The sequence below is a fragment of the Stenotrophomonas sp. PS02300 genome, assembly GCF_029959395.1.
In the GTDB taxonomy this organism is placed as follows: Bacteria; Pseudomonadota; Gammaproteobacteria; order Xanthomonadales; family Xanthomonadaceae; genus Stenotrophomonas; species Stenotrophomonas maltophilia_AD.
Genome location: NZ_JASCOP010000024.1, coordinates 20,341 through 41,326, shown reverse-complemented (window position 1 = coordinate 41,326; position 20,986 = coordinate 20,341). Strand labels below are relative to the sequence as shown.

17 protein-coding genes and 1 pseudogene are annotated in these 20,986 nt (G+C 67.5%); 6 read left to right on the top strand and 12 right to left on the bottom strand.

All coding sequences use genetic code 11. The annotated features are described in order from the left end of the window. From QMX79_RS07080 to QMX79_RS07040, 9 genes and pseudogenes are all read right to left on the bottom strand, one after another. Nucleotides 1-187, bottom strand: a pseudogene (locus QMX79_RS07080) (YbhB/YbcL family Raf kinase inhibitor-like protein); the annotation flags it as partial. A gap of 13 nt (nucleotides 188-200) precedes the next feature. Further along, nucleotides 201-2,270, bottom strand: a complete 2,070-nt coding sequence (locus tag QMX79_RS07075) for a tetratricopeptide repeat protein (RefSeq protein WP_282245750.1) — start codon at nucleotides 2,268-2,270, stop codon at nucleotides 201-203. A 64-nt stretch (nucleotides 2,271-2,334) separates the two neighbouring features. Then, entirely contained in the window at nucleotides 2,335-3,327 is a 993-nt protein-coding gene (locus QMX79_RS07070) for an alpha/beta fold hydrolase (RefSeq protein WP_282245748.1), read from the bottom strand. Nucleotides 3,328-3,331: 4 nt separating this feature from the next. Next, a complete protein-coding gene (locus QMX79_RS07065) occupies nucleotides 3,332-4,123 on the bottom strand; it encodes a lysophospholipid acyltransferase family protein (protein ID WP_282245744.1) in 792 nt (263 codons plus the stop codon). A gap of 73 nt (nucleotides 4,124-4,196) precedes the next feature. Next, nucleotides 4,197-4,634 carry a hotdog fold thioesterase gene (locus QMX79_RS07060; RefSeq protein WP_068848225.1) on the bottom strand — a complete coding sequence of 146 codons (438 nt, stop codon included), beginning with the start codon at nucleotides 4,632-4,634 and terminating at the stop codon, nucleotides 4,197-4,199. Nucleotides 4,635-4,661: 27 nt separating this feature from the next. Continuing rightward, nucleotides 4,662-6,761, bottom strand: a complete 2,100-nt coding sequence (locus tag QMX79_RS07055; RefSeq protein WP_282245741.1) for a phospholipase D family protein — start codon at nucleotides 6,759-6,761, stop codon at nucleotides 4,662-4,664. Then, a complete protein-coding gene (locus tag QMX79_RS07050; RefSeq protein ID WP_282245754.1) occupies nucleotides 6,758-7,255 on the bottom strand; it encodes a YceI family protein in 498 nt (165 codons plus the stop codon). Before QMX79_RS07050 ends, QMX79_RS07055 begins: the two co-directional genes overlap by 4 nt. A 117-nt stretch (nucleotides 7,256-7,372) precedes the next feature. Beyond that, nucleotides 7,373-7,849: a histidine phosphatase family protein gene (locus QMX79_RS07045; protein WP_282245739.1), complete on the bottom strand. Its 477-nt coding sequence runs from the start codon at nucleotides 7,847-7,849 to the stop codon at nucleotides 7,373-7,375. A gap of 16 nt (nucleotides 7,850-7,865) precedes the next feature. Continuing rightward, nucleotides 7,866-8,495, bottom strand: coding sequence for a ParA family protein (locus tag QMX79_RS07040; RefSeq protein ID WP_217538716.1), 630 nt, complete (start codon nucleotides 8,493-8,495; stop codon nucleotides 7,866-7,868). A gap of 131 nt (nucleotides 8,496-8,626) precedes the next feature. On the opposite strand from QMX79_RS07040, the gene QMX79_RS07035 reads away from it, so the two are divergent. Then, entirely contained in the window at nucleotides 8,627-10,111 is a 1,485-nt protein-coding gene (locus QMX79_RS07035; RefSeq protein WP_282245731.1) for an AAA family ATPase, read from the top strand. Here the strand turns inward: QMX79_RS07035 and QMX79_RS07030 are convergent, their stop codons facing one another. Continuing rightward, nucleotides 10,112-11,020 carry an AEC family transporter gene (locus QMX79_RS07030; RefSeq protein ID WP_282245729.1) on the bottom strand — a complete coding sequence of 303 codons (909 nt, stop codon included), beginning with the start codon at nucleotides 11,018-11,020 and terminating at the stop codon, nucleotides 10,112-10,114. It lies immediately after the preceding gene. 71 nt (nucleotides 11,021-11,091) lie between these two features. Next, nucleotides 11,092-11,730: a tetratricopeptide repeat protein gene (locus tag QMX79_RS07025; protein ID WP_282245727.1), complete on the bottom strand. Its 639-nt coding sequence runs from the start codon at nucleotides 11,728-11,730 to the stop codon at nucleotides 11,092-11,094. A 160-nt stretch (nucleotides 11,731-11,890) separates the two neighbouring features. On the opposite strand from QMX79_RS07025, the gene QMX79_RS07020 reads away from it, so the two are divergent. The 5 genes from QMX79_RS07020 (at nucleotide 11,891) to QMX79_RS07000 (ending at nucleotide 20,242) form a co-directional block, all read left to right on the top strand. Beyond that, nucleotides 11,891-15,589, top strand: a complete 3,699-nt coding sequence (locus QMX79_RS07020; RefSeq protein ID WP_282245725.1) for an indolepyruvate ferredoxin oxidoreductase family protein — start codon at nucleotides 11,891-11,893, stop codon at nucleotides 15,587-15,589. Between the two features lie 254 nt (nucleotides 15,590-15,843). Further along, nucleotides 15,844-16,287: a helix-turn-helix transcriptional regulator gene (locus tag QMX79_RS07015; RefSeq protein ID WP_282245723.1), complete on the top strand. Its 444-nt coding sequence runs from the start codon at nucleotides 15,844-15,846 to the stop codon at nucleotides 16,285-16,287. Beyond that, a complete protein-coding gene (locus tag QMX79_RS07010) occupies nucleotides 16,284-17,561 on the top strand; it encodes a type II toxin-antitoxin system HipA family toxin (RefSeq protein WP_282245721.1) in 1,278 nt (425 codons plus the stop codon). The genes QMX79_RS07015 and QMX79_RS07010 overlap by 4 nt, the downstream gene beginning before the upstream one ends. Nucleotides 17,562-17,675: 114 nt before the next feature. After that, on the top strand, nucleotides 17,676-18,593 hold the full coding sequence (locus QMX79_RS07005) for a hypothetical protein (RefSeq protein WP_282245719.1): 918 nt from the start codon (nucleotides 17,676-17,678) through the stop codon (nucleotides 18,591-18,593). A 17-nt stretch (nucleotides 18,594-18,610) separates the two neighbouring features. Continuing rightward, nucleotides 18,611-20,242 carry a DUF2235 domain-containing protein gene (locus QMX79_RS07000; protein ID WP_282245717.1) on the top strand — a complete coding sequence of 544 codons (1,632 nt, stop codon included), beginning with the start codon at nucleotides 18,611-18,613 and terminating at the stop codon, nucleotides 20,240-20,242. Nucleotides 20,243-20,254: 12 nt separating this feature from the next. Here QMX79_RS07000 and QMX79_RS06995 read toward each other — a convergent pair whose 3' ends face one another. After that, entirely contained in the window at nucleotides 20,255-20,896 is a 642-nt protein-coding gene (locus QMX79_RS06995; protein ID WP_282245753.1) for a DUF938 domain-containing protein, read from the bottom strand. Between the last annotated feature and the right edge of the window lie 90 nt (nucleotides 20,897-20,986).

The window sequence follows — 20,986 nt, the reverse complement described above, 5'->3', positions numbered from 1 at the left end:
CGACCGTGTCGGGCACGGTCGGCACGTCCGGGTCGATGCACAGCAGGGCGAAGGAGCGGGTGCCCTCGGGCACGTCGCTCCACGCCAGCGGCGGATTGCGGTTGGCGGCAAAGCCCTTGGCATCGCCCGCGGCGAACGTGGCGGGGATCGGTGCGCCGTTGCGCAGGGCGGAACTGGTCAGTTTCATTGCAACGTTCTCCTTACGCTTCCGGATAGCCAAGCCGCACCGCGACGGGGGTGAGCTGGGCGAACGCGGACCCCAGCGCCTCGCGGTAGTGGCGCCAGTGACCGGCCGGCAGGCGTGCCGGGCCCAGCGTCCGCGCCGGCGGCAGCTGCACGCCGAACAGGCTGCCCAGCTGCGCGGCCATGGCCTCGGGGTTGTTGCCGATGTCATCGACGCGCACGAGGGCGTGCGGGTACAGGTCCTGCTCGTGCAGCGTGGCGATCTGGGTCAGCGAACGGGTCAGCCATTCGGCCGCTTCGTTCACCGAGTTCACCGCGAACGGCGTCGGCGCGCCATGTGCCAGCCACTGCAGCAGCATGTCGCGCGGGTCGCGCAGCACCAGCAGCAGGCGGCCTTCCGGCAGCTGCGGACGCAGCGACCACAGCAGCGCGTTGTCCCACCACAGCAGCCAGTCGATGACGTTGGCGTCGGCCAGGCCGCGCTCGGGCAGCTGCGCGCGCCACTGCTCGACCAGCTGTTCCGGCGCCAGCTTGCCGGTGGAGAGGTCCTGCAGCGTGTGGTAGCTCTGGAAGCCATCGTTGGGCGGGTTGGGACCGAAACGGTCGCCGCGCAGCACCTTGCTGCCGGCGGCGATGGCCGCGATGACCCGCTCCACGCCCGAGCCCGGCGCGCCCCAGACGAACATCGGGCGCGCGCTGATCGTGTCGGGAATGCTGCCGGATTCCGGCCAGGTCAGTGGCGCCTTGGCCTGCGGCGGCAACGGCAGGCGCTGCGAGGATTCGGAGGCATGCAGGTCAGCCCAGGTCGACAAGGCCGCATCAAACTGGCCGGCGCGGTCCTGCACGCTGCCCAGCCACGCACGCAGCGCACCGCGGTCGGCTTCGGGCTGGGCATCGACCAGCGCCTTCACGTGGGCGACCGCGGCCGCCGGGTCGCGCGCCAGCAGGGCATCCACCAGGCGGGTTTCGCCGCTGGCACGGCCGGGTTCAATGGCGATGATCTGGCGCGCCACCGCTTCCGCGGCGGCGGCATCGCCGGCCATGTCGTGCAGGCGCAGGCGCGCTTCCAGCGCCGGCAGGTGGCCCGGCACGGCCGCGATCCAGCGATCGGCCACGGCGGCGGCCTCGGCACTGCCGACCACTTCAATGGCCAGGCGGGCCATCCACAGGTTGTGTTCCTGCGGGTGCGTTTCCAGCGCGGCGTCCAGGGTGTCGCGGGCCTGCTGCTCGCGGCCCAGGCGCTGCCAGGCCATCAACAGCAGCTGCAGGGTCTGGCGGTCGGCCGGCCACTGTTCCAGCACCGGCAGCAGGTGTTCCAGCGCCTGCAGCGGCTGGCTCGACTGCAGGGCCAGCTCGCCGGCCAGGCGGCGCATCGCGGGGGTGTCGGTCTCGGGCTGGGCCAGCACCTGGCCCACGATGGCGGCGGCGTTTTCGGTATTGCCCTGGCGCAGGGCCAGCTGCACCAGCAGGCCGTGCAGCGAGGTGATGCCCGGGTTGATCTCCAGCACGCGGCGGAAGGCCTGCTCGGCAAACGCCAGCAGGTCCTTGCCCAGGTAGGCAAAGCCCAGCGCGTACAGGATGCGTGCGTCGTTGGGCAGCGCCTGGCTGGCGGCCGAGAGCAGCGCCAGCGCGCGGTCGGCATCATTGCGGCGCAGCGCGATCATGCCCTGCAGCGCCACCACTTCCGCGTTGTCCTCCTCCACGCGCGCGGCCGTGCGGGTGATCCGCTCGGCCTCGTCCACGTCGTTGCGCGACAACGCCAGGTGGGCCTGCATCAGGTAGGCCGACAGTTCGTTGGGGTTGAGTTCGGCGGTGCGGTCCAGCGCGCTGTTGGCGGCGTCGAACTGGCGCAGCGCCAGCAGCAGGCCGGCATGCTGCAGGTGCAGTTCGGCGTTGTCCGGGGCCAGTTCCAGCCCGCGCTGCAGGCTGTCCAGGGCGCCGTCGTACTGGCCCTGCTGCTGCAGCGCCAGGGCCAGCCAGCGGTGCGCCTGCGGCTGCTCCGGCTCGGCCTGGATCCATTCGCGCGCCAGCTGCGCGGCTTCTTCCACTGCGTTGCGGCGCAGGGCTTGGAGAATAGTGTCTTGCATGACGGTCCGGCTTGGGGTCAAACCCCGATTGTAGAACACCGGCGCCGGCGCGCCGGGCCGGGCCTCAGCGCAGCGCTTCCAGGCTCAGCCGCTGGGCCACCCAGCGTTCGGAGAAGCCATCGCCGCGCCAGTTTTCCAGGAAGCCGCAATGGCCGCCCCACGGGGCGATTTCCAGCCGGGCATGGGCCGGCAGGCGCCAGCCGTTGAAGGTGGCATAGGGAATGACCGGGTCGTCCTGGGCCATCAGGATGTCGGCCGGGACATCCAGCCCGGCCAGGCGGTCGCCGGCGATGGAATAGCCGTCGAAGTAGGCCTGCAGGGTGCCGAATTCGGTGTGGTGTTCCACCAGCCAGGCGGTCAGCGCGCGGATGTCCAGCTTCAGCACGCGGTCGTCCCAGTCGCTCAGCTCGGGGAACAGATCGCGCTTGCGGCGCAGCGAACCGGCCCACTTGCGGCGGAAGTACCAGTCGTACATCGCCGGGCCGTTCTCGATGCTTTCCATGGTGATCGCCGGGTCCAGCACCGGGCAGACCGAGGCCACCCGGCGCAGCGGCACCCCGGCCGAGGGCGCGCGCAGCGCCAGGCGCAGCACGAAGTTGCCGCCCAGCGAGTAGCCGGCGGCCACCAGCGGCAGCTGTGGCCAGCGCCGGGCGATATCGCCGGCGGCCTGCACCACTTCGTCGATGCGGTTGGAGTGGAAGATGCCGGGGTTGAGGTGGTGGGTGTTGCCGTGGTCGCGGAAGTTCAGCCGCACCACGTCATAGCCGGCCTCGAGCATGCGCGCGGCGGTCATGCGCATGTAGCTGGATTCGGAACTGCCTTCCCAGCCGTGCAGCAGCAGCGCCATGCCGACCGGTTCACGGCCTTCGATGCGGCTGTGCCAGCCCTGCAGGCGCACGCCTTCGCCGCCGTCCAGGATCAGCTCTTCGGTGACCGCGCCGGTGGCGGCCAGCAGCACCAGGCCGCGCTGCATGCGCATGCGGCTGGAGCTGAGCATCGACTGCAGGTGCGGGTTGCGCAGCCAACGCGGCGGACAGTAGTCGGCAGCGGTCAGCATCGCGCTATTCGGCGTTCATGGCCGCCACGATGCGCGCACGCGAGGTTTCCGCGATGCGGCGACGGCCTTCCAGGTCATGGGTGCCAATGGGCGCGAGGAAATGCACCTCGGCCCGCCGTGCCGGTTCCCCCAGCAGGCGCAGGAAGTTGGCGAAGAAGCTTTCGCGCTCGCCGAACGCGACCACGGTCTGCGCGTCGCCGCGCACGCCGTAGCGCAGCGCCACCGGCTGTACCGGTACCTGGGTTTCCACTGCGGCCTGGAAGATGCGGGCATGGAACGGGCCCACTTCATGGCCACCGCGGGTGCGCCCTTCCGGGAACACGCCCACCGCCTTGCCCTGCTGCAGGCGCTCGACCATCAGCTGCATCACCCCGCCCAGCGATTCGGTGCTGCCGCGCTGGTGGAAGATGGTCTGCCCGCGTGCGGCCAGCCAGCCCACCACCGGCCACCCGGCGATTTCGCGCTTGGCCACGAAGCCCATCATGCGCTGGCTGTGCAGCATGGAGATGTCCACCCAGCTGACATGGTTGGCCACGAACAACACCGCGCCGGGCAACGGCGTGCCGATGCGGCGCAGGCGGAAGCCGAAGATCCACATCAGCCCGCCCGACCAGGCATTGACCAGCAGGTGCTCAAGCGTACGCCCGCCCACGCGCAGGTTGCCCCACGGCGGCAGCATGCCGATCAGGAGCAGCGGCAGGAAAAGCAGCAGGTGGACCAGCAGCAGGGGAACGCGGTACAGGTAACGGCACACACGCGCCACGCCGCCACGCGAGGCCGAAGGGGGGGAAGTCATCCGCGAACGATACCCGAGCGCTGCGGGGTCTGCCAGCGTGGCGGGCCATCCGCCACAGCAGGTCAAGCCCAGCTCAGCCCGGGCGGACCGCCGGGACCACGGCCAGGGTCAGCCGCGAGGTGCAGACCAGCTTGCCGGCCTCGTCTTCGATGCGGATGTCCCACACGTGGGTGCTGCGGCCCACGTGCACGGCGCGCGCGGTACCGGTGACGGTGCCACCGCGCTGGGCGCGGATGTGGTTGGCGTTGATCTCCAGGCCCACGCAGACCTGTTCGCGGGTATCCACGCACAGGTTGCCGGCGCTGCTGCCCAGGGTTTCGGCCAGCACCACCGAGGCGCCGCCGTGCAGGATGCCGTAGGGCTGGCGGGTACGCGCGTCGACCGGCATGGTGGCCTGGACCCAGTCGTCACCGGCGGCGGTAAAGACGATGCCGAGGTGTTCGATCAGGGTGTTGCGGCTGAGCGCGTTGAGCGCCTCGATCGAGACCGGCTCGCGGAATACCTGGGACATGCAGCGCCTCCGTGGAACGACAAGGAATTACAGGATGGGCACCAGGCCGGCGCCGAACGCGGTGAGCATGCGCACCAGCAGCCACTTCGGGCCGACGTTGACCTCGGGGAAGTCGCCCACGGCGGTGTAGCAGCTGTGGAAGTCCGGGTCCTGGCGGCGCAGCGGCTCGGGGCAGTTCGGGCCGGGCTGGAATTCGTAATCGGTGGCGTAGCGCCACGGCCAGAAATCGAGCACGGGCAGTGCCTCGGAGGCCTTGCCCACGCTGTAGTTCAGGCCCGACAGCACCGGCGGCTTGGTGCGCGGCGCCACCACCCAGGAGTTCTTGGGGTGGATGTCGCGCAGGATGCTCTGCGCCAGCGCTTCGGCGAAGGCCGGGTCATCGATGATGACCGCGCCTTCGGTGTTGTAGTTCTCGCTGCGCGGGTCGAAGTTGTGGGTGCCGATCACGCCGATGCGGCGGTCCACCACCAGCGATTTGGCGTGCAGGCCCATGCGCGCGCCGCTGCGGGTCACCGGCAGCGGCTTGTTCACCGCTTTGGTGCCCAGGAACGAGGGCCGGGTTTCGGCACGCAGCACGCGGCGTTCCACCACGCTGCCGTCGGTACGGCGGCGCGCGGCCGGGCCGGGGGTGGGCTGGGGGCGGTCGCCGGCGTCGTCGGTGGCAGGCACGGTGCCGGCGTCATCCTGTTCCTGCGCGACGGGCTGTTCGGTGGCGCCCGTGGTGTCCGCGCTGCGCCGGTTGCTGCCGCTGCTGCGCGCGTTGCTGCCGGCCGCGCTGCCGCCCAACAGGCTGCTGCGTCCGCTGTCGGTGCTGGGCGCGGTGCCCAGCGGGGCCGGCACCAGGTTGCGGTAGTCGACCGGGGCATCCAGCGGGAACGGCTTGAATTCGTAGATGTTGAAGCCCAGCTCGCGCAGGTTGCGACGCTTGTACTTGTAGGACAGCGCGTAGACGATCGGGTTGTCGGTGGCGGCCAGGCTGTTGGTGGAGACCACGATGCGCGGCGGCTGTTCGCGCTTGCGCAGTGCCTCGAACAACTTGCGCGCCGGCTTGGACAGCACCAGGTACGGGGTCTGCAGCAGCACTTCGGTCTGCGCGCCGGCGATCAGCGAATCCAGCTGCGGCTCGGTGACGTGCTGGCCGTTGGCCGGCTGGCTGGCGCGCTCGCGGCGATGCTTGCGCGGCAGGTCGGCCACATAGCGCACCGAACGCACCGGCAGCGCGGTATCCACGAACATGCGCTGGATGTAGGCCGGGTCGACCGCTTCATCGATCACCTGCTCCACCCGCGCCGGGCGGCGGTAGTCGGCCGGCGGCATGGCCGGGGCGCCCTGCTTGAGCAGGGTATTGCCCACGTCGTTCAGGCGCTCGGCCGGCACGCTGCGCTGGGCGTGCCAGAACGCATCGAAGTTGGCAGCCATGCCGCGCGCTTCGGGCCCGGCCAGCAGCACGTCGCGGTCGCGGAAGTTGTATTCGCTGTCCCAGTCGTAATAGTCGTCCTGGTAGTTGCGCCCGCCCACCACGCCCAGCGCATCGTCGATCACCAGCAGCTTGTTGTGCATGCGCTGGTTGAAGCGGCGGAAGCAGCAGATCACGCTGCCGGCGTAATCGGCGTAGTTCAGCCGCGCCTTGCCGAAGGTCGGGTTGTAGACGCGGATCTCGAAATTCTGGTGGCTGCTGGCCAGCGCGGCCAGGATCTCCAGGTCGGAGATCGCCGAGAGCTGGTCGATCAGCACCCGTACCTTCACCCCGCGCCGGGCGGCGGCCAGCAGTTCGTCCAGCACCAGCCGGGCGCTGTCGTCCTTGTCGAAGATGTAGGTCTGCAGGTCGATGCTGCGGGTGGCGCTGCGGATCAGGTTGATGCGCGCCACCAGCGCGGTCTCGCCCTCGTCCAGGATGGTGGCGTAATGGCGCGGGGCCGCTTCGGTGGATTCACTGAAGGCCTGCCCGCCGAGGGCGCGCAGCGGCGAATCGAGCGCGCAGCGGTCGGGCTTGTCGCAATCAACAGTATGCGAACGTGCCTGTGCCGCAATGCCGGCCGCGCGCTCGCGCTGCGCGTTGGACAGCGACGCACAGCCGCTGCCCAGCAACAGAATTGCCAGCACTACCACCCGCAACAGGGGATTCACGGTTTCAGCGCCTCGTTGAGACGCGCACGCAGGACGAAGGTCACTCGATCACTCAGGGCTAGCTGCCAGCTGTCCATTCCATACCGGCCACGCTGGACGGTACCGCGGCTGACCACGTCGCAATCATACCCGGCCCGGGGGCAGGACGCCGGTTCAACCTGAAGGGTCTCCGGGTGGGACACCCCGCGCAGGATCAACCGGCCATGGATGCCGCCGCCCTTTTCGACCAGCTGTGGGTCGTAGGGCACCGAATCGAACTCCACCACCGGGTAGCGCCCGGCGTCGAAGAACTCCTCGCCGCGCATCCAGCCGGTGTAGCGGTCCTTGCCGGGGATCTCGACGTAGCCGGTGAACATGCGCAGATGGACCTGGTGGCGGCCATCGGACAGCACGTCGATACGGCCTTCAAAGCGCGGGAACACCCCTTCGATGCGCTGGCCCAGCCGGGTGCGGATCTCGAAGCCCAGGCGCGAGCGCGCCGTATCCAGCTCCATCACCTGCTTGGGTGCGGCCTGGGCCGGGGGCAGGGCCGGCACCGGGGGTTCGGCACGCGCCACCCCCGCCGCCAGCCCGAGCAGACAGCACAACAGGGTTTTTACTGCTGTCACGGCTTACGGCCACCAGAACTGGGTCAACGTCGCCGCGCCGGGTTCGATGGTGGAATCACCCTTGAAGGTAAGGACTGCGATACCGCCCGGCGCCATGCCACGGTAGTCGCTGCTGGATCCGTCGGTCAGGAACGGCACCAGCTGCTCCAGGCCTGGGTTGTGCCCGACCACCAGCAGCCGGTCTACCTCCCAGCGCTTTTCGATGACGTCGGTGAGCGTCCCGGGGGTAGCGTCGTAGATCCGGTCTTCCAGCATCTTCTCGACAAATCCGGTTTTCCCGAGCACCGCTTCCAGGGTCTCCCGGGTACGCCGCGACGGGGAACACACCACACAATCAGGCAACAGGTTGTTTTCGGTCAGCCATTTGCCCGCAGCTTCGGCTTCGGCAAGACCCACCGGCGAAAGGGGTCGGTCGATATCTTCTTGCCCGTTGGCCGCAGGTTCGGCATGGGCGTGGCGCAGCAGGATCAGTTCTCGCATAAGGCTCTCTTCTGGCTCAGGCAATCTTCAACCACTTCAACAGTGGCTCCCAGTCACTCTGGTGCTCGCGCACCTGCGCGGAGCGGTAATCGAACAGGCTGCGGCCCAGGCCGGTCATGACCACGTAACCCTGGGTATCGCGCAGCTTGGCAACCACCGGGTACGGCCACTCCTCCAGCATCTGCTCGGCCTGGCGGGAGGTCTGGGTCCATGGTTTGGTGCGGTTGAGCACCAGCCCCACCGGCAGCTTGCGCTTGTGCACGCGCGGCACCTTGGACAGGGTGTTCAGGAAGCCGACGATGGCTTCGATGTCCAGCGCCGAGGGCAGCACCGGCACCACCACGGCGTCGGCCACGTCCAGGAAGGCGTCCAGCTCACCGGCGCGGGCCCCGGCGGGGGCGTCGATGACCAGGACCTCGGTATCGTCGGGCACGTGCTTGAGCGGGTGCTTGCCGCTGGCATCGATGGGCAGCACCGCGCTTTCCAGCCCGGCACGGCGTTCGGCCCAGCGGGTGCTGGAGCCTTGGGGGTCGGCGTCGGCCAGTACGGTCCGTTTGCCGGCCAGGGCGGCCTGCGCCGCCAGGTGGGTGGCAATGGTGGACTTGCCCACCCCACCCTTGGAACCGGCTACCAGGATCGTCTTCATGCCAGCCTCGCTTCCGGGGAACGTGACCCGAGCGTACACCGCCCTCCGTGATGGAGATAGTCGCGCGGCTGAACCTCCTGCATCCCGCGCTGCTTTGCTATCGTGCGCGATCCAATGGACTGCAAGCCGGCATGAGCGAGTTACAGGACCTCAGCGCGTTGATCCGCGCCAATACCCCGCTGATCGTGATCGAGACCCAGGACGAGGGTCGTGTGGTGGAGCTGTTCCGGCAGACCCTGATGCATGTCTGGCGGGCCCTGCACCGCTGGTCCATCACCGAAGGGCTGCGCCGGATCGACATGGACCGCGAGGACGACGCGGTTGGCCCGCCCGATGCCAGCTCGGCCCTGCAGATGATCCGCCAGGCCGACCAGCGCGGCATCTACCTGCTGCTCGATTTCCATCCCTACCTGGGCTATGCCAGCCACCAGCGCGCGCTGCGCGACCTGATCCAGCGCCGCCACTGCGAGGCCCACGTGCTGGTGCTGATCGGCGCCAAGGTGGAGCTGCCGGCCGAGCTGGAGGCGCTGGCCACCCGCTTCAACCCGCGCCTGCCCGACCCCAACGCGCTGCTCAAGATGCTGCGCGAGGAAGTGGCCGCGTATGCACGCGAGAACGGTGGCCGCCGGGTTGAAGTGGACAACGATGCGGTCAAGAAGATCCTGCACAACCTGCGTGGGCTGAGCCTGGTGGATGCACGGCGGATCGCCCGCCAGCTGATCTTCGCCGACGGCGCGATCAGCCAGGACGACCTGCCGCAGCTGGCCAAGCTGAAGTTCGAGCTGCTCAACCGCGCCGGGCAGCTGCATTACGAATACGACACCACCCGCTTCGCCGACGTGGCCGGGGCCAACCGGCTCAAGCGCTGGGTCAACCAGCGCCGCCCGGTGTTCCTGGGCGGCCAGGGCCCGGCCGGGCTGGACCCGCCCAAGGGCATGCTGCTGCTGGGCGTGCAGGGCTGCGGCAAGTCGATGCTGGCCAAGGCCACCGCCGCCGGCTTCGGGGTGCCGCTGCTGCGGCTGGACTTCGGCAGCCTGTACGACAAGTTCCACGGCGAGACCGAGAAGAACCTGCGCGAGGCGCTGGCCTCGGCCGAGCAGCTGGCGCCGTGCGTGCTGTGGATCGACGAGATCGAGAAGGGCCTGGCCAGTGGTGGCGAGGACGGCGGCGTGTCCCGCCGCGTGCTGGGCCACCTGCTGACCTGGCTGGCCGAGCGCAAGAGCCAGGTGTTCATCGTGGCCACCGCCAACCAGGTGCATGAGCTGCCGCCGGAGCTGCTGCGCAAGGGCCGCTTCGACGAGATCTTCTTCGTCGACCTGCCCGATGCCAATACCCGGGTGGAGCTGCTGCGCCTGCACCTGGGCCGGCGCACGCTCAACGCCGACGACTTCGCGCTGCCGGCGCTGGCGGCGGCCAGCGATGGTTTCTCGGGGGCGGAAATCGAGCAGGCCGTGGTGGCCGGGCTGTATGCGGCGCATGCCGAAGAGCGTGCGCTGGACACCGAGCTGCTGATGACCGAGATCCGCGGCAGCCGCCCGTTGTCGGTGCTGATGGCCGAACAGGTCAACGGCCTGCGCGACTGGGCACGCGGGCGTACCGTCAGCGCGGACGAATGATCACCGGTTCAACACCCACACCCATGCCGGCAGGGTAAGCAGCGACAGCAGGATGCCGTACCCCACCAGCGCCGCGGCCAACCGCGGCGCCAGCCGGTGTGAGATGGCCAGCGCGGCGGCGGTGATCATGGTCGGCATCGCCGATTCCAGTACATTCACCTGCAGCATCGCGCCCTGCAGGCCGAACGCCCACGCGATCGGCAGTGCCAGCGCCGGCATCAGCACCAGCTTCAGCACCAGCCCGATGCCCAGCGGCGCAAGTTCATCGCGCGAGAGCCGCAGGCGGATCGACAGCCCCACCGCCAGCATCACCAGCGGCAACATCGCATCGGCCAGCTGCTTCAGCCCGGTGGCAATCCAGGTGAGCGGCTGCACCGGCATCAGCGTCAGCGCGAACAGCAGCGCCCACAACGGCGGGAACCCGGCGATGCGGCCCAGCACCTGGCGCGCGGTGGGCGGCGCATCGCCGCTGTAGCGGGCGATCACGTACAACCCGAACGTGGAGAGCAGCACGAACGTGCCGAACTGGTCGTACACCACCGCATACGGCAACGCGTGGTCGCCCAGCAACGCGCGCACCATCGGGTAGCCGATGAAGCTGGAATTGGCCAGCGCCACGCAGATCAGCAGCACGGCATGCACATCGCGCGCGAACCCGAACAGGCGCGTGGCCAGGCTGACCAGTGCCACGGTGGCCAGCATCAGCAGCCACGGCGTGGCCATCAGCCCAACCAGGCTGGTATCCAGCTGCAGTCGCGGCACATAGGTAAGCACCGCCGCCGGCAGGCATACCAGCAGCACCACGCGGTTGAGCACTTCGGCGCTGTTGTCGGGCAACGCGCGCAGGCGCGCGAACAGCATGCCCAGGCCGAGCATGGTCAGGATCAGGGCAAACGCATCAAAGGCCATCGGGCCAGCCTAGCGGAAGTTGCCGCAGCGCCGGCCCCGACGATGGTCGAAGCCGGCGTGGACTAACTGCGTTACGGCCAGGCCGGCGGCTGCGCCGCCCAAGCCTGCTGCACCTGGGCCAAGGTGGCACGTTCGGTGTCGCGCCAGCCCGGCAGTGCCTGCGCGTAGCCGTCGCTGGTGGTCCAGCGCTGCGGCTCGGTGCGCACGGCGGCGGCATACCACTGCACCGCTTCGTCCTTGCGACCCAGCGTCCACAACGCCAGCGCGTAGGTCTGCGGCACCCACGATGCGTTGCCGCGCAGGCCCTGCTGGGCGCTGTGCCACTGCACCAGGGCCGCCTCGGCATCACCTTGGCGGAACAGGTCCCAGCCATGGTTCCAGCGCACCATGCGGCCCGGCACCGAGGTGCCCGGTGCATTCTTTTCCGCATCGGCATACAGCTCGCGGCCCAGCTCCGGGCGGCCCTGCGCATAGGCCACGCTGGCCAGCTGCACGGTGGCTTCCAGCGCCTTGCGGCCACGTTCGCGTTGTTTCATCAGCTGGTCGACGACATCGCTGCTGTCGGCCGGCACGACCACGGGCGTGACCGCAGCCACGTCGTCGTCGAAGTAGAACTCCTGCAATGCCGGCAACGATTGCGCTGCCGCCCCGAACACTGTCATCCCCGCCGCCAGCACCATGCCGGTCAGCATCTTTCTTGCCACTGCCATACAAACTCCCCCAGGTTGTCACAACAACCTCCCTCCCCGATCCTAACCGCAGCTCGCCCGCGGTGCGAGTCCCGAAGGCCAGAAAATGCCCGGCTGATACAATTCCGCCCTTTCCGGCCGCCCTTGCGGTGGCCGTGCCAGCCGTCAGCACGGGCCAGCCATGACCAGTACCGCCGAACTCACCTCGCCTTCGTCCGCCAACCTGCCTGCCGGGCCGCTGGACGACAGCTACACGCTGGACCACAAGTACACCCGTACCGATGGCCGCATTTACCTGAGCGGGGTGCAGGCGCTGGTACGCCTGCCGCTGATGCAGCGGCTGCGCGACCAGGCCGCCGGGCTGGACACCGCCGGCTTCATCAGCGGCTACCGCGGCAGCCCGCTGGGCGGCTTCGACCTGGAACTGTGGCGCGCCCGCCAGCACCTGGAGGCGGCGAAGGTGAAGTTCACCCCCGGCCTCAACGAGGACCTGGGCGCGACCATGGTCTGGGGCACCCAGCAGACCAACCTGTTCCCCGGGGCCAGGGTCCAGGGCGTGTACGGCATGTGGTACGGCAAGGGCCCGGGCGTGGACCGCTGCGGCGATGTGTTCAAGCATGCCAACGCTGCCGGCACCTCCGTGCACGGCGGCGTGCTGGCGCTGGCCGCCGACGACCACGCCTGCCGCAGCTCCACCCTGCCGCACGGCAGCGAAGATGAATTCGTCAGCGCGATGATGCCGGTGCTCAACCCGGCCGGCGTGCAGGACATCCTGGACATGGGCCTGCTTGGCTGGGCCATGAGCCGGTACACCGGGCGCTGGATCGGCTTCAAGACCATCGCCGAAACGGTGGAATCGTCCGCGTCGGTGCAGGTGGACCCGTTCGCGCGCCGGATCGTGCTGCCGGAAGACTTCGAGATGCCCGCCGGCGGGCTCAACATCCGCTGGCCGGACCCGCCGCTGGACCAGGAGATGCGCCTGCACCGCTATGCGGTCAAGGCCGCCCAGGCGTTCGCGCGCGCAAACGGCATCGACCGGGTGGTGATGGATTCGCCGCGTGCGCGGCTGGGCATCGTCACCACCGGCAAGAGCTACTTGGACGTGCTGCAGGCGCTGGAGTACCTGGGCCTGGACGAGCGCGCCTGCGCCGACATCGGCATCCGCGTGTACAAGGTCGGCATGACCTGGCCGCTGGAGCCGGAAGGCATCGCGCGCTTCGCCCAGGGGCTGGAAGACATCGTGGTGGTGGAGGAGAAGCGGGCCTTCATCGAGCGCCAGATGAAGGAACAGTTCTACAACTGGCCGGCCAGCGCCGGCCCGCGCCCGTCGATCGTGGGCAAGTACGACGAGCAGGGCGCGTGGATCCTGCCGTCCACCAATGAACTGACCCCGGCCACCATTGCCGGCGTGATCGGCCGCCGCATCCAGCGCTTCTTCACCAATGACTCCATCGAACAGCGCCTGCGCTGGATGGATGCCAAGGAAGCCGAACTGGCGCTGCCGCGCGCCAGCTTCCCGCGCGTGCCGCATTACTGCTCGGGCTGCCCGCACAACACCTCCACCCGCGTGCCGGAAGGCTCGCGCGCGCTGGGCGGCATCGGTTGCCATTACATGGTCACCTGGATGGACCGCAGCACCGACACCTTCACCCACATGGGCGGCGAAGGCGTGACCTGGGCCGGGCAGGCCGCGTTCACCGACACCGAACACGTGTTCCAGAACCTGGGCGATGGCACCTATTTCCACAGCGGTTCGCTGGCGATCCGCCAGGCCATCGCCGCCGGGGTCAACATCACCTACAAGATCCTCTACAACGATGCGGTGGCGATGACCGGCGGCCAGCCGGTGGACGGCACCCTGACCGTGCCGCAGATCGCCCACCAGATGCGCGCCGAAGGCGTGCAGACGATCGTGCTGGTGAGCGATGAGATCGGCAAGTGGAACAAGCGCGAGCTGTTCCCCGAGGGCGTGGAATTCCACGACCGCGCCGAGCTGGATGCGGTGCAGAAGCAGCTGCGCGAAGTGAAGGGCACCAGCATCCTGATCTACGAACAGACCTGCGCCACCGAAAAGCGCCGTCGCCGCAAGCGCGGCAAGCTGGTCGACCCGCCCAAGCGCGTGGTGGTCAATTCGCTGGTCTGCGAGGGCTGCGGCGACTGCGGCCAGAAGAGCTTCTGCGTGTCGGTGCTGCCGAAGGAAACCGAATTCGGGCGCAAGCGCGATATCGACCAGTCCAACTGCAACAAGGACTATTCCTGCACCACCGGTTTCTGCCCCAGCTTCGTCACCGTGCACGGCGGCACGCTGCGCAAGGGCTCGCGCAGCGAGCGCAGCAGCCTGCTCGACAACCTGCCCGCGCCGACCTTCCGCAGCACGCTCGATCAGCCCTGGAACATTTTGATCACCGGCGTCGGTGGCACCGGCGTGGTGACCATCGGCGCGCTGCTGGGCATGGCCGGGCACCTGGAAGGCAAGGGTGCCAGCGTGCTCGACCAGACCGGCCTGGCCCAGAAGGGCGGCGCGGTCACCACCCATATCCGCATCGCCAAGCGCCCCGAAGACATCCATGCCGTGCGCATCGCCGCGGGCGAAGCCGACCTGGTGGTGGGCTGCGACATGGTGGTGGTCAACGATTACTGGGCACTGTCGAAGGTGCGCGCCGAGCGCTCGCAGGTGGTGCTCAACACCTATGAAGCCATGCCGGGCACCTTCACCACCCGCCCGGACATGCAGTTCCCGGCGGCCGACATCATTGCCGGCATCCGCGTGGCACTGGGCGGCCGCGAGCCGCTGCTGCTGGATGCCACCCAGCTGGCCACCGCGCTGCTGGGTGATGCGATTGCCTCCAACCTGTTCATCCTGGGCTACGCCTGGCAGCAGGGGCTGGTACCGATCTCGTTCGAGGCGCTGATGCGCGCGGTCGAGCTCAATGGCGCGGCGGTGGCGATGAACCAGCAGGCATTCGCATGGGGCCGGCTGGCCGCCGTGGATCCGCAGGCGGTGCAGCAGGCCGCCGGGCTGGTCCGCAACGGCCATACCGATGCCGAGCGCACCCCGGGCCCGCTGCATGACCTGCCGCCGGGCGAATGGGAAGGCAACGAATGGGGCGCCACTGCGGCACCGCGCGAAACCGGCGACGAGCGCGAACTGCGCGGCCTGCCCGGGCACGGCGGTGGCAGCGACGTGGCATTCCTGCCGCTGGATGACGAGCGCCTGTCGCGTTCGCTGGACGAGCTGGTGGAACGCCGCGTTCGCTTCCTCACCGAGTACCAGGACGCCGCCTATGCCGCGCGCTACCGCGCGCTGGTCGACCGCGTGCGTACGGCGGAATGGGACAAGGCCGGCAGCACCGCGCTGACCGAGACCGTGGCCCGTTACTACTTCAAGCTCATGGCCTACAAGGACGAGTACGAAGTGGCGCGCCTGTACACCAGCGGCGAATTCCAGCGCCGCCTGCAGCAGCAGTTCGAGGGCGATTTCCAGGTACGCTTTCACCTGGCCCCGCCGCTGTTCGCGAAGAAGGACGAACAGGGCCGCCTGATCAAGCAGGAATACGGTCCGTGGATGCTCAAGGCCTTCGGCCTGCTGGCCAAGCTGAAATTCCTGCGCGGTGGCACGTTCGACATCTTCGGCCGCACTGAGGAACGCCGTGGCGAGCGCCAGCTGATTGCCGATTACGAACAGACCGTGGCGTTGCTGCTGGACGGGTTGAGCGATGACCGCGTGGCGTTGGCGGTCGAGATTGCCAGCATTCCAGAACACATCCGCGGCTATGGACATGTAAAGGAAGCGCACCTGCATAAGGCCAAGGCCCGTGAAGCGGTGCTGCTGGCGCAGTGGCGCAACCCGAAGGCGCTGCACATCGTGCAGGTGGCGTAGCCCGCTGCGGAACGCAACGCATAAGTTGCATCGGCGAAAGGCAATCCATAGGTTGCCTTCTGCAGCCGCTGCTTCGACCGCAAAGTCACCGAACGACGACATTCAGCTCCATGTCGTCGTTCGATGACTCGCGTCCTAATGTAAGCGATCGGGCGCATGCCGATAGACCATGTGGATCGAATGGCCTGGTTCCATTGGAATGTATGCGTTCGCATACACTTGCTAACTTGTGTTCGCTCGCTTACATTTTTGTCATGGCTACGCTCAAGACTGCTGAAGATGTCGGCAATATCATCCGGCAGCGCCGAAAGGCGCTTGGATGGGATCAAGCGCGCCTGGCCTCCGAATCGGGCGTCAGCCGCCAATGGGTCGTGGATATCGAAAAAGGCAAGCCGCGCGCGGAGCTGCAGTTGGTATTGCGGGTGATGAACGTGCTCGGCCTGCGGCTGACAGCCGCAGACCAGCAAACGGAGGCCGCCCGCATTGCCATCCCTGCAGCGGGGCTGGACGACATCCTTGACCGCCACCGCGCGGTTCCTGCGGCATCACAAGGTGAAGACCCGAATCGCTTGCCGCTGTCATATGCCAAGATCCTGGAACGCGCACGCGCTGCCACCGGCCGCCAGAGCACCGCGGAACCGCCGAGCGTGCATGAAACGCCCCCGTCGTACACCGGCCAGCATCGGAAACCGAAATGAGTCTCCACGTGCTGATGCAGGGTGTACCCATGGGCACGTTGCGTCAGGATGCACATGGCAACCCGCACTTCGCGTACACCCCGGAATGGCACGGCGCAGCCGGGGCGTTCCCGCTGTCGCTGTGCCTGCCGCTCAGCGCAGCCACCCACGCGCCCGGCGCAGTGGCGGCTGCCGCGTGGGGGCTACTGCCTGATAACGACAACACGCTCCAAGGCTGGGCGGCGCGCTTCCACGTCTCGCCACGCAATCCGGTTGCCCTGCTTGCACACGTGGGCGAAGACTGTGCGGGCGCCGTCCAGTTCGTTGCATCCGAACGCGTTGAGGCGGTCATCGCAGGCCAGGCCGATGGCATCGAGCCCTTGAGCGATGCCCAGGTTGCCGCGCGCCTTTCACAGGTCCGGCGCGATGTCGGCAGTGGGCGCTGGCTTGGGGATATTGGCCAGTTCAGTCTCGCCGGCGCGCAGGCCAAGATTGCGTTGCTGAGGACGGATGACGGCTGGGCGGTGCCCAGCGGACGCATTCCCACAACGCACATCCTCAAGCCGCCCGGAAGTGACTACAACGGCTTCGTCGAGAACGAGATGTTCTGCCTGCGCCTTGCCCGCGCGATGGGCATGCCAGCGGCATTCTCCGAAAAAATCGAGATGGACGGAGAATCCGCCATCTGCGTGGAGCGCTATGACCGCAAGCGTACCGCCGACGGATGGATCCGCATCCACCAGGAGGACTTCTGCCAGGCGCTGGGCGTCATGCCGCAGATCAAGTACCAGAACCAGGGCGGACCCGGCGCCGCTGACCTTGCGGATGTCCTGTGGCAACACGCCAGCCGTCCGAAAGAAGACGTGGAGATGCTGTTCCGCGCCTTGGCGTTCAACTATCTGATTGGCGGGACCGATGCACACGCCAAGAACTACTCGCTGCTTCTGGACGGCGAGCAGGTCCGCCTGGCGCCGCTTTACGACATCTCCAGCGCACTGCCCTACCCGCAGTTGCAGAAGCGCAAGATCAAGCTCGCCATGAAAGTCGGTAGCCACTATCGCTGGTGGGACATCACGTTGCGCGATTGGCAGGCTACCGCCACGGCCATGCGCCTGGCCCCGGCCGTTGCGATGGAGATGCTGGCCAGCATGGCGCTCGAACTTCCCCGCGTGGCCGAGGAGCAGCGCCTGCAGTTGGAAGACGAGGGTATCGAACACCCCGTTCTGGAAACACTGGTCCAGGAGATCGCCTCCAGCTGCCAGCGTTGCCTCTCCAGATTTTCCAGCGAGAGCTGATCGCCCAAGCGGTCACGCGCAGGGGCCCAAGAGGTCGAATGCGTCAGCCAGGAATACCGGCGCTAGCAGGCTGGTCTATGATCGGGCGACGACAGGGACGATCGGAGGCCGGCGATGGACGACGACAGGAAACTGCGCGGGCCCCGGGTACTGAAAGTTCAGGACCCCTTCCACGACGCCCAGCTGCTGCGCGACGTGGCGATCATCAACACACGGACAATTGAAGCACTCGGGGCACTGCCACCGGGTGGTTTACCGATCCTGCCCAAGCGCAGGCCGCTTCCGCGGTTGCCGGAAACACCGATGCCCATTGGGCGCGATGATGAGGAAAGTGCGATGCCGAAGTTACCCATGCAGGTTGCCGCCGTCGCCAGCCTGGCGCTGGCCGCCTGCGCCACGCCCGGGGCGGCCACGCCCACGGCCACACAGATGCAGGAGAACGTGCCGGTGTCCTCCGTCCGCTATACCTATCCCGAGACGCCGGTACTGACCAGCGGTGAGTTGGTGCCCGAAGGTGATCCTGCCATCGCAGCGAAGATGAACTACAAGCCGGTGGACTGGCCGTTGCGGTTTGAGAAGCATAGCTTCGAGCCGCGCTGCTACGACACGCTCGAATGCCAGGTTGTTTATGACGGCTTCGCCTTTGGCCGCGACAAGCCGACCAAGTCTTCTGCGTCCTACGGTGACGATTACCTCAAGGGATGGAACGGGAGCTACGGAGCTGTCCCCAACTTCGTTTCGCCAGCAAAGGTCACCTGGAGGTCGAAGGACGGAACATTGCACGAAGCCGAGATTGATATCGGGGCCATCTTCAAAGACGAACTGGTTCACCACTTCGTCCCGCGTGAAGAAGCCGCTGATCTCCCCAATGGAAAGAACGAAAGTGTTCCTTCCATCCTGCTGGAGGTCAATGACCGCACCATTCGCGTGTACATGAAGGCCTCGATTCCAACGAAGCATCTTCAGGATCCTGGAAATCGCTACAGCACTTCGCGCCGTGATCTTGTGCTGGTGAAAACTTATACCTATTGAGCAAAGGGAGCATTGCCATGGGCAAGATTGGTTCCAACGCGGGCGGTCGACCCGTTAGCGCAGATGACCTGCGGATGGAGCTCGATGTGCGCCACCAGCTACAACAAATGTCGGTGCCGATGCTTCAACGCGGCGACACTGCTAACGAGTATGTGTTCTTCGCATTTCTGGATGGAACGGGTCAAGACGCCAGGAACCCCAAGCTCGGCCCGAGCACGACTGTAGGCGAGTTGTATAGCCAGGCATTTGAGCTCTCTAAGGATCCACAGAGTCGGATCGGTACGCACTATGCTGCGGGCATCGGCACCCAACACAACGCCGTGAGCCGTGCCGTTGACGGCATGCTTGCGCGCTCTTGGGAAGATGGAATAACACGCTCTTACCGAGAGCTCGCCGAGCAGGTGAGTACCTGGAAGGATGCCAACCCCGAGGCAGAAATCCGCGTTGTTGGCATCGGCTACAGTCGCGGCGCGGTACAGACGGCCGGGCTGCTGCGGTTGATTGATGAGTACGGCATCGTTCCTGAAGAAGGCCTTGGGTTTGGCCATGACAAGAACGGCAACATCAGCGTCATCAGCCGATTACCACCGCTGGTGCCGCCAGGCCAGACCGCACAGGCCACCCTGCTGCTGGATCCAGTGGCGACCAACATGCCCGCCAACTTCGACGCACGCCTGCCACCGAGCGTGATCTCGCGCGTGGCCATCATGGCCGCCCACGAGCAGCGCGAGCTGTTTCCGCACCAGGCCATCAACGATGCCGGGATGACGCCGGATGGGCGTGCCATCAACGTGGCCGCGCCCGGTGGCCATTCCAACGTCGGCGGTGGCAATCGCGATGCAGGCCTGGAGATCCTGACCGGCAACGCTGCCATCGACTATCTCAACACCTTGCGCGACCAGCCGCTGTTCGAGAAGCGCGCCGTGCCGATGGAACTGGATACGATGACGCTGTACCAGGCCGGCGGCGCAACTGCGTTGTACGGGCTGAAGGTCGACGGCGATGGCCAGCGCAATCTTCGCGAGGCGCTGGCCAACTGCAAGATCGTCGACCCATGCAACGACTCCGAGCCGATTGACCAGGCGCTGGCGGCGCGGTTCGAACACCGCTCCATCCAGCCCGATCCGGTAGAGCAAGCGCAGCTGCAGGCCTTGGTGGAGCTGGCCGCGCAGCGCGATCAGCGGACGGCACCGGACGTCCCCGCGCACGTGGACAACCCGACGCTGGCGCGCATCCGGGAAGGCGTGCAGGCGGCCGAGGACAAGGGGCAGGTCAGCTTCGCGAACGGGCTGGAACGGGAACAGTTCTGCCACTCGGCGCTGGCCTGCGCGATGGACAACCGGGAGACGCGCCAGGCGCTGTACCCCGGCAGCAATACCGGCCCGCTGCAGGGGAGCGAGATCTCCCGCGTCGATGAGGTGGTGTTTGGATCGAAGGGTTACGCCTTCCTTGTCCAGCATGGGAGCGGACCGCATGACCAGCAGCGGGTGCCGTTTGATATCGAACTGGCCAAGCAGACGCCGGTAGCGGTGTCGGACCGGAAGCTGGAGGCCGCCGCCACTGAGATCGAGCAGCAGCAGGCGTTCCAGCTGCAGCACGCCGCCCCGCAGCAGGCCCAGGAGCCTGCGCTGGGTGGGTTTGCACGGTAACCGCCCTGCCCGTCACCGCCGCCAGATACGCAACCGGTTGTTGGCCGGCATCGCCACATCGTCAACCAGCCGCAAGCCCTGCGCTGCGGCCAGCGCATCCACCGCCTCTGCATCCCGGATCCCCGATTCCGGATCCCGCGCCTTCAGCCACCCATCGAACTGCCGGTTGCTGTCGCTGCTGTAGTTGCCGTTGTAATTGAATGGCCCATACACGCACAGCAGCGCATCGTGGGCCATCACCGCCGGCAGCCCGGCGAAGAATGCCTGCACGTGCGGCCAGCCCATGATGTGCAGGGTGTTGGCGCTGAACACGGCGTCGAACCCCAGCGGCGCCTCCGGCAGCGGGGCCAGGCCCGGTACCGGCGCAATCACCGCCTGCAGCGGCCACGGCGCCGGTGCGTTGGGCAGGCCCGCCTCGGCCAGGCGCTCGGCGATGCCCGGCAGGTAGTCCGGATGATCGCTGGCCTGCCACTGCAGGTGCGGCAGCTGGGCGGCGAAGTATTCGGCATGCTGGCCGGTGCCGCTGCCGATCTCCAGCACACGGTGGCGGTCCTGCAGATGGTGGCGCAGCACGGCCAGGATCGGGTCGCGGTTGCGCTCACAGGCCTCGGACCAGCGTTGTTGGCTCATATCCATGCGAAAAAGTGATGACAGCGCACATCCAACCATGACCGGAGTCACTTGTGCCACTGGCGGCGGCCACCGAAAGTCGAAGGCTTGACCGACCCCGGGGAATCGCAAGCT

Bases quoted from the DNA above. Each gene is read 5' to 3' on its own strand.
- QMX79_RS07075 (WP_282245750.1), bottom strand. From the start codon at position 2,270: ATGCAAGACACTATTCTCCAAGCCCTGCGCCGCAACGCAGTGGAAGAA.
- QMX79_RS07070 (WP_282245748.1), bottom strand. From the start codon at position 3,327: ATGCTGACCGCTGCCGACTACTGTCCGCCGCGTTGGCTGCGCAACCCG.
- QMX79_RS07065 (WP_282245744.1), bottom strand. From the start codon at position 4,123: ATGACTTCCCCCCCTTCGGCCTCGCGTGGCGGCGTGGCGCGTGTGTGC.
- QMX79_RS07060 (WP_068848225.1), bottom strand. From the start codon at position 4,634: ATGTCCCAGGTATTCCGCGAGCCGGTCTCGATCGAGGCGCTCAACGCG.
- QMX79_RS07050 (WP_282245754.1), bottom strand. From the start codon at position 7,255: ATGGAGCTGGATACGGCGCGCTCGCGCCTGGGCTTCGAGATCCGCACC.
- QMX79_RS07045 (WP_282245739.1), bottom strand. From the start codon at position 7,849: ATGCGAGAACTGATCCTGCTGCGCCACGCCCATGCCGAACCTGCGGCC.
- QMX79_RS07040 (WP_217538716.1), bottom strand. From the start codon at position 8,495: ATGAAGACGATCCTGGTAGCCGGTTCCAAGGGTGGGGTGGGCAAGTCC.
- QMX79_RS07035 (WP_282245731.1), top strand. From the start codon at position 8,627: ATGAGCGAGTTACAGGACCTCAGCGCGTTGATCCGCGCCAATACCCCG.
- QMX79_RS07030 (WP_282245729.1), bottom strand. From the start codon at position 11,020: ATGGCCTTTGATGCGTTTGCCCTGATCCTGACCATGCTCGGCCTGGGC.
- QMX79_RS07025 (WP_282245727.1), bottom strand. From the start codon at position 11,730: ATGGCAGTGGCAAGAAAGATGCTGACCGGCATGGTGCTGGCGGCGGGG.
- QMX79_RS07020 (WP_282245725.1), top strand. From the start codon at position 11,891: ATGACCAGTACCGCCGAACTCACCTCGCCTTCGTCCGCCAACCTGCCT.
- QMX79_RS07015 (WP_282245723.1), top strand. From the start codon at position 15,844: ATGGCTACGCTCAAGACTGCTGAAGATGTCGGCAATATCATCCGGCAG.
- QMX79_RS07010 (WP_282245721.1), top strand. From the start codon at position 16,284: ATGAGTCTCCACGTGCTGATGCAGGGTGTACCCATGGGCACGTTGCGT.
- QMX79_RS07005 (WP_282245719.1), top strand. From the start codon at position 17,676: ATGGACGACGACAGGAAACTGCGCGGGCCCCGGGTACTGAAAGTTCAG.
- QMX79_RS07000 (WP_282245717.1), top strand. From the start codon at position 18,611: ATGGGCAAGATTGGTTCCAACGCGGGCGGTCGACCCGTTAGCGCAGAT.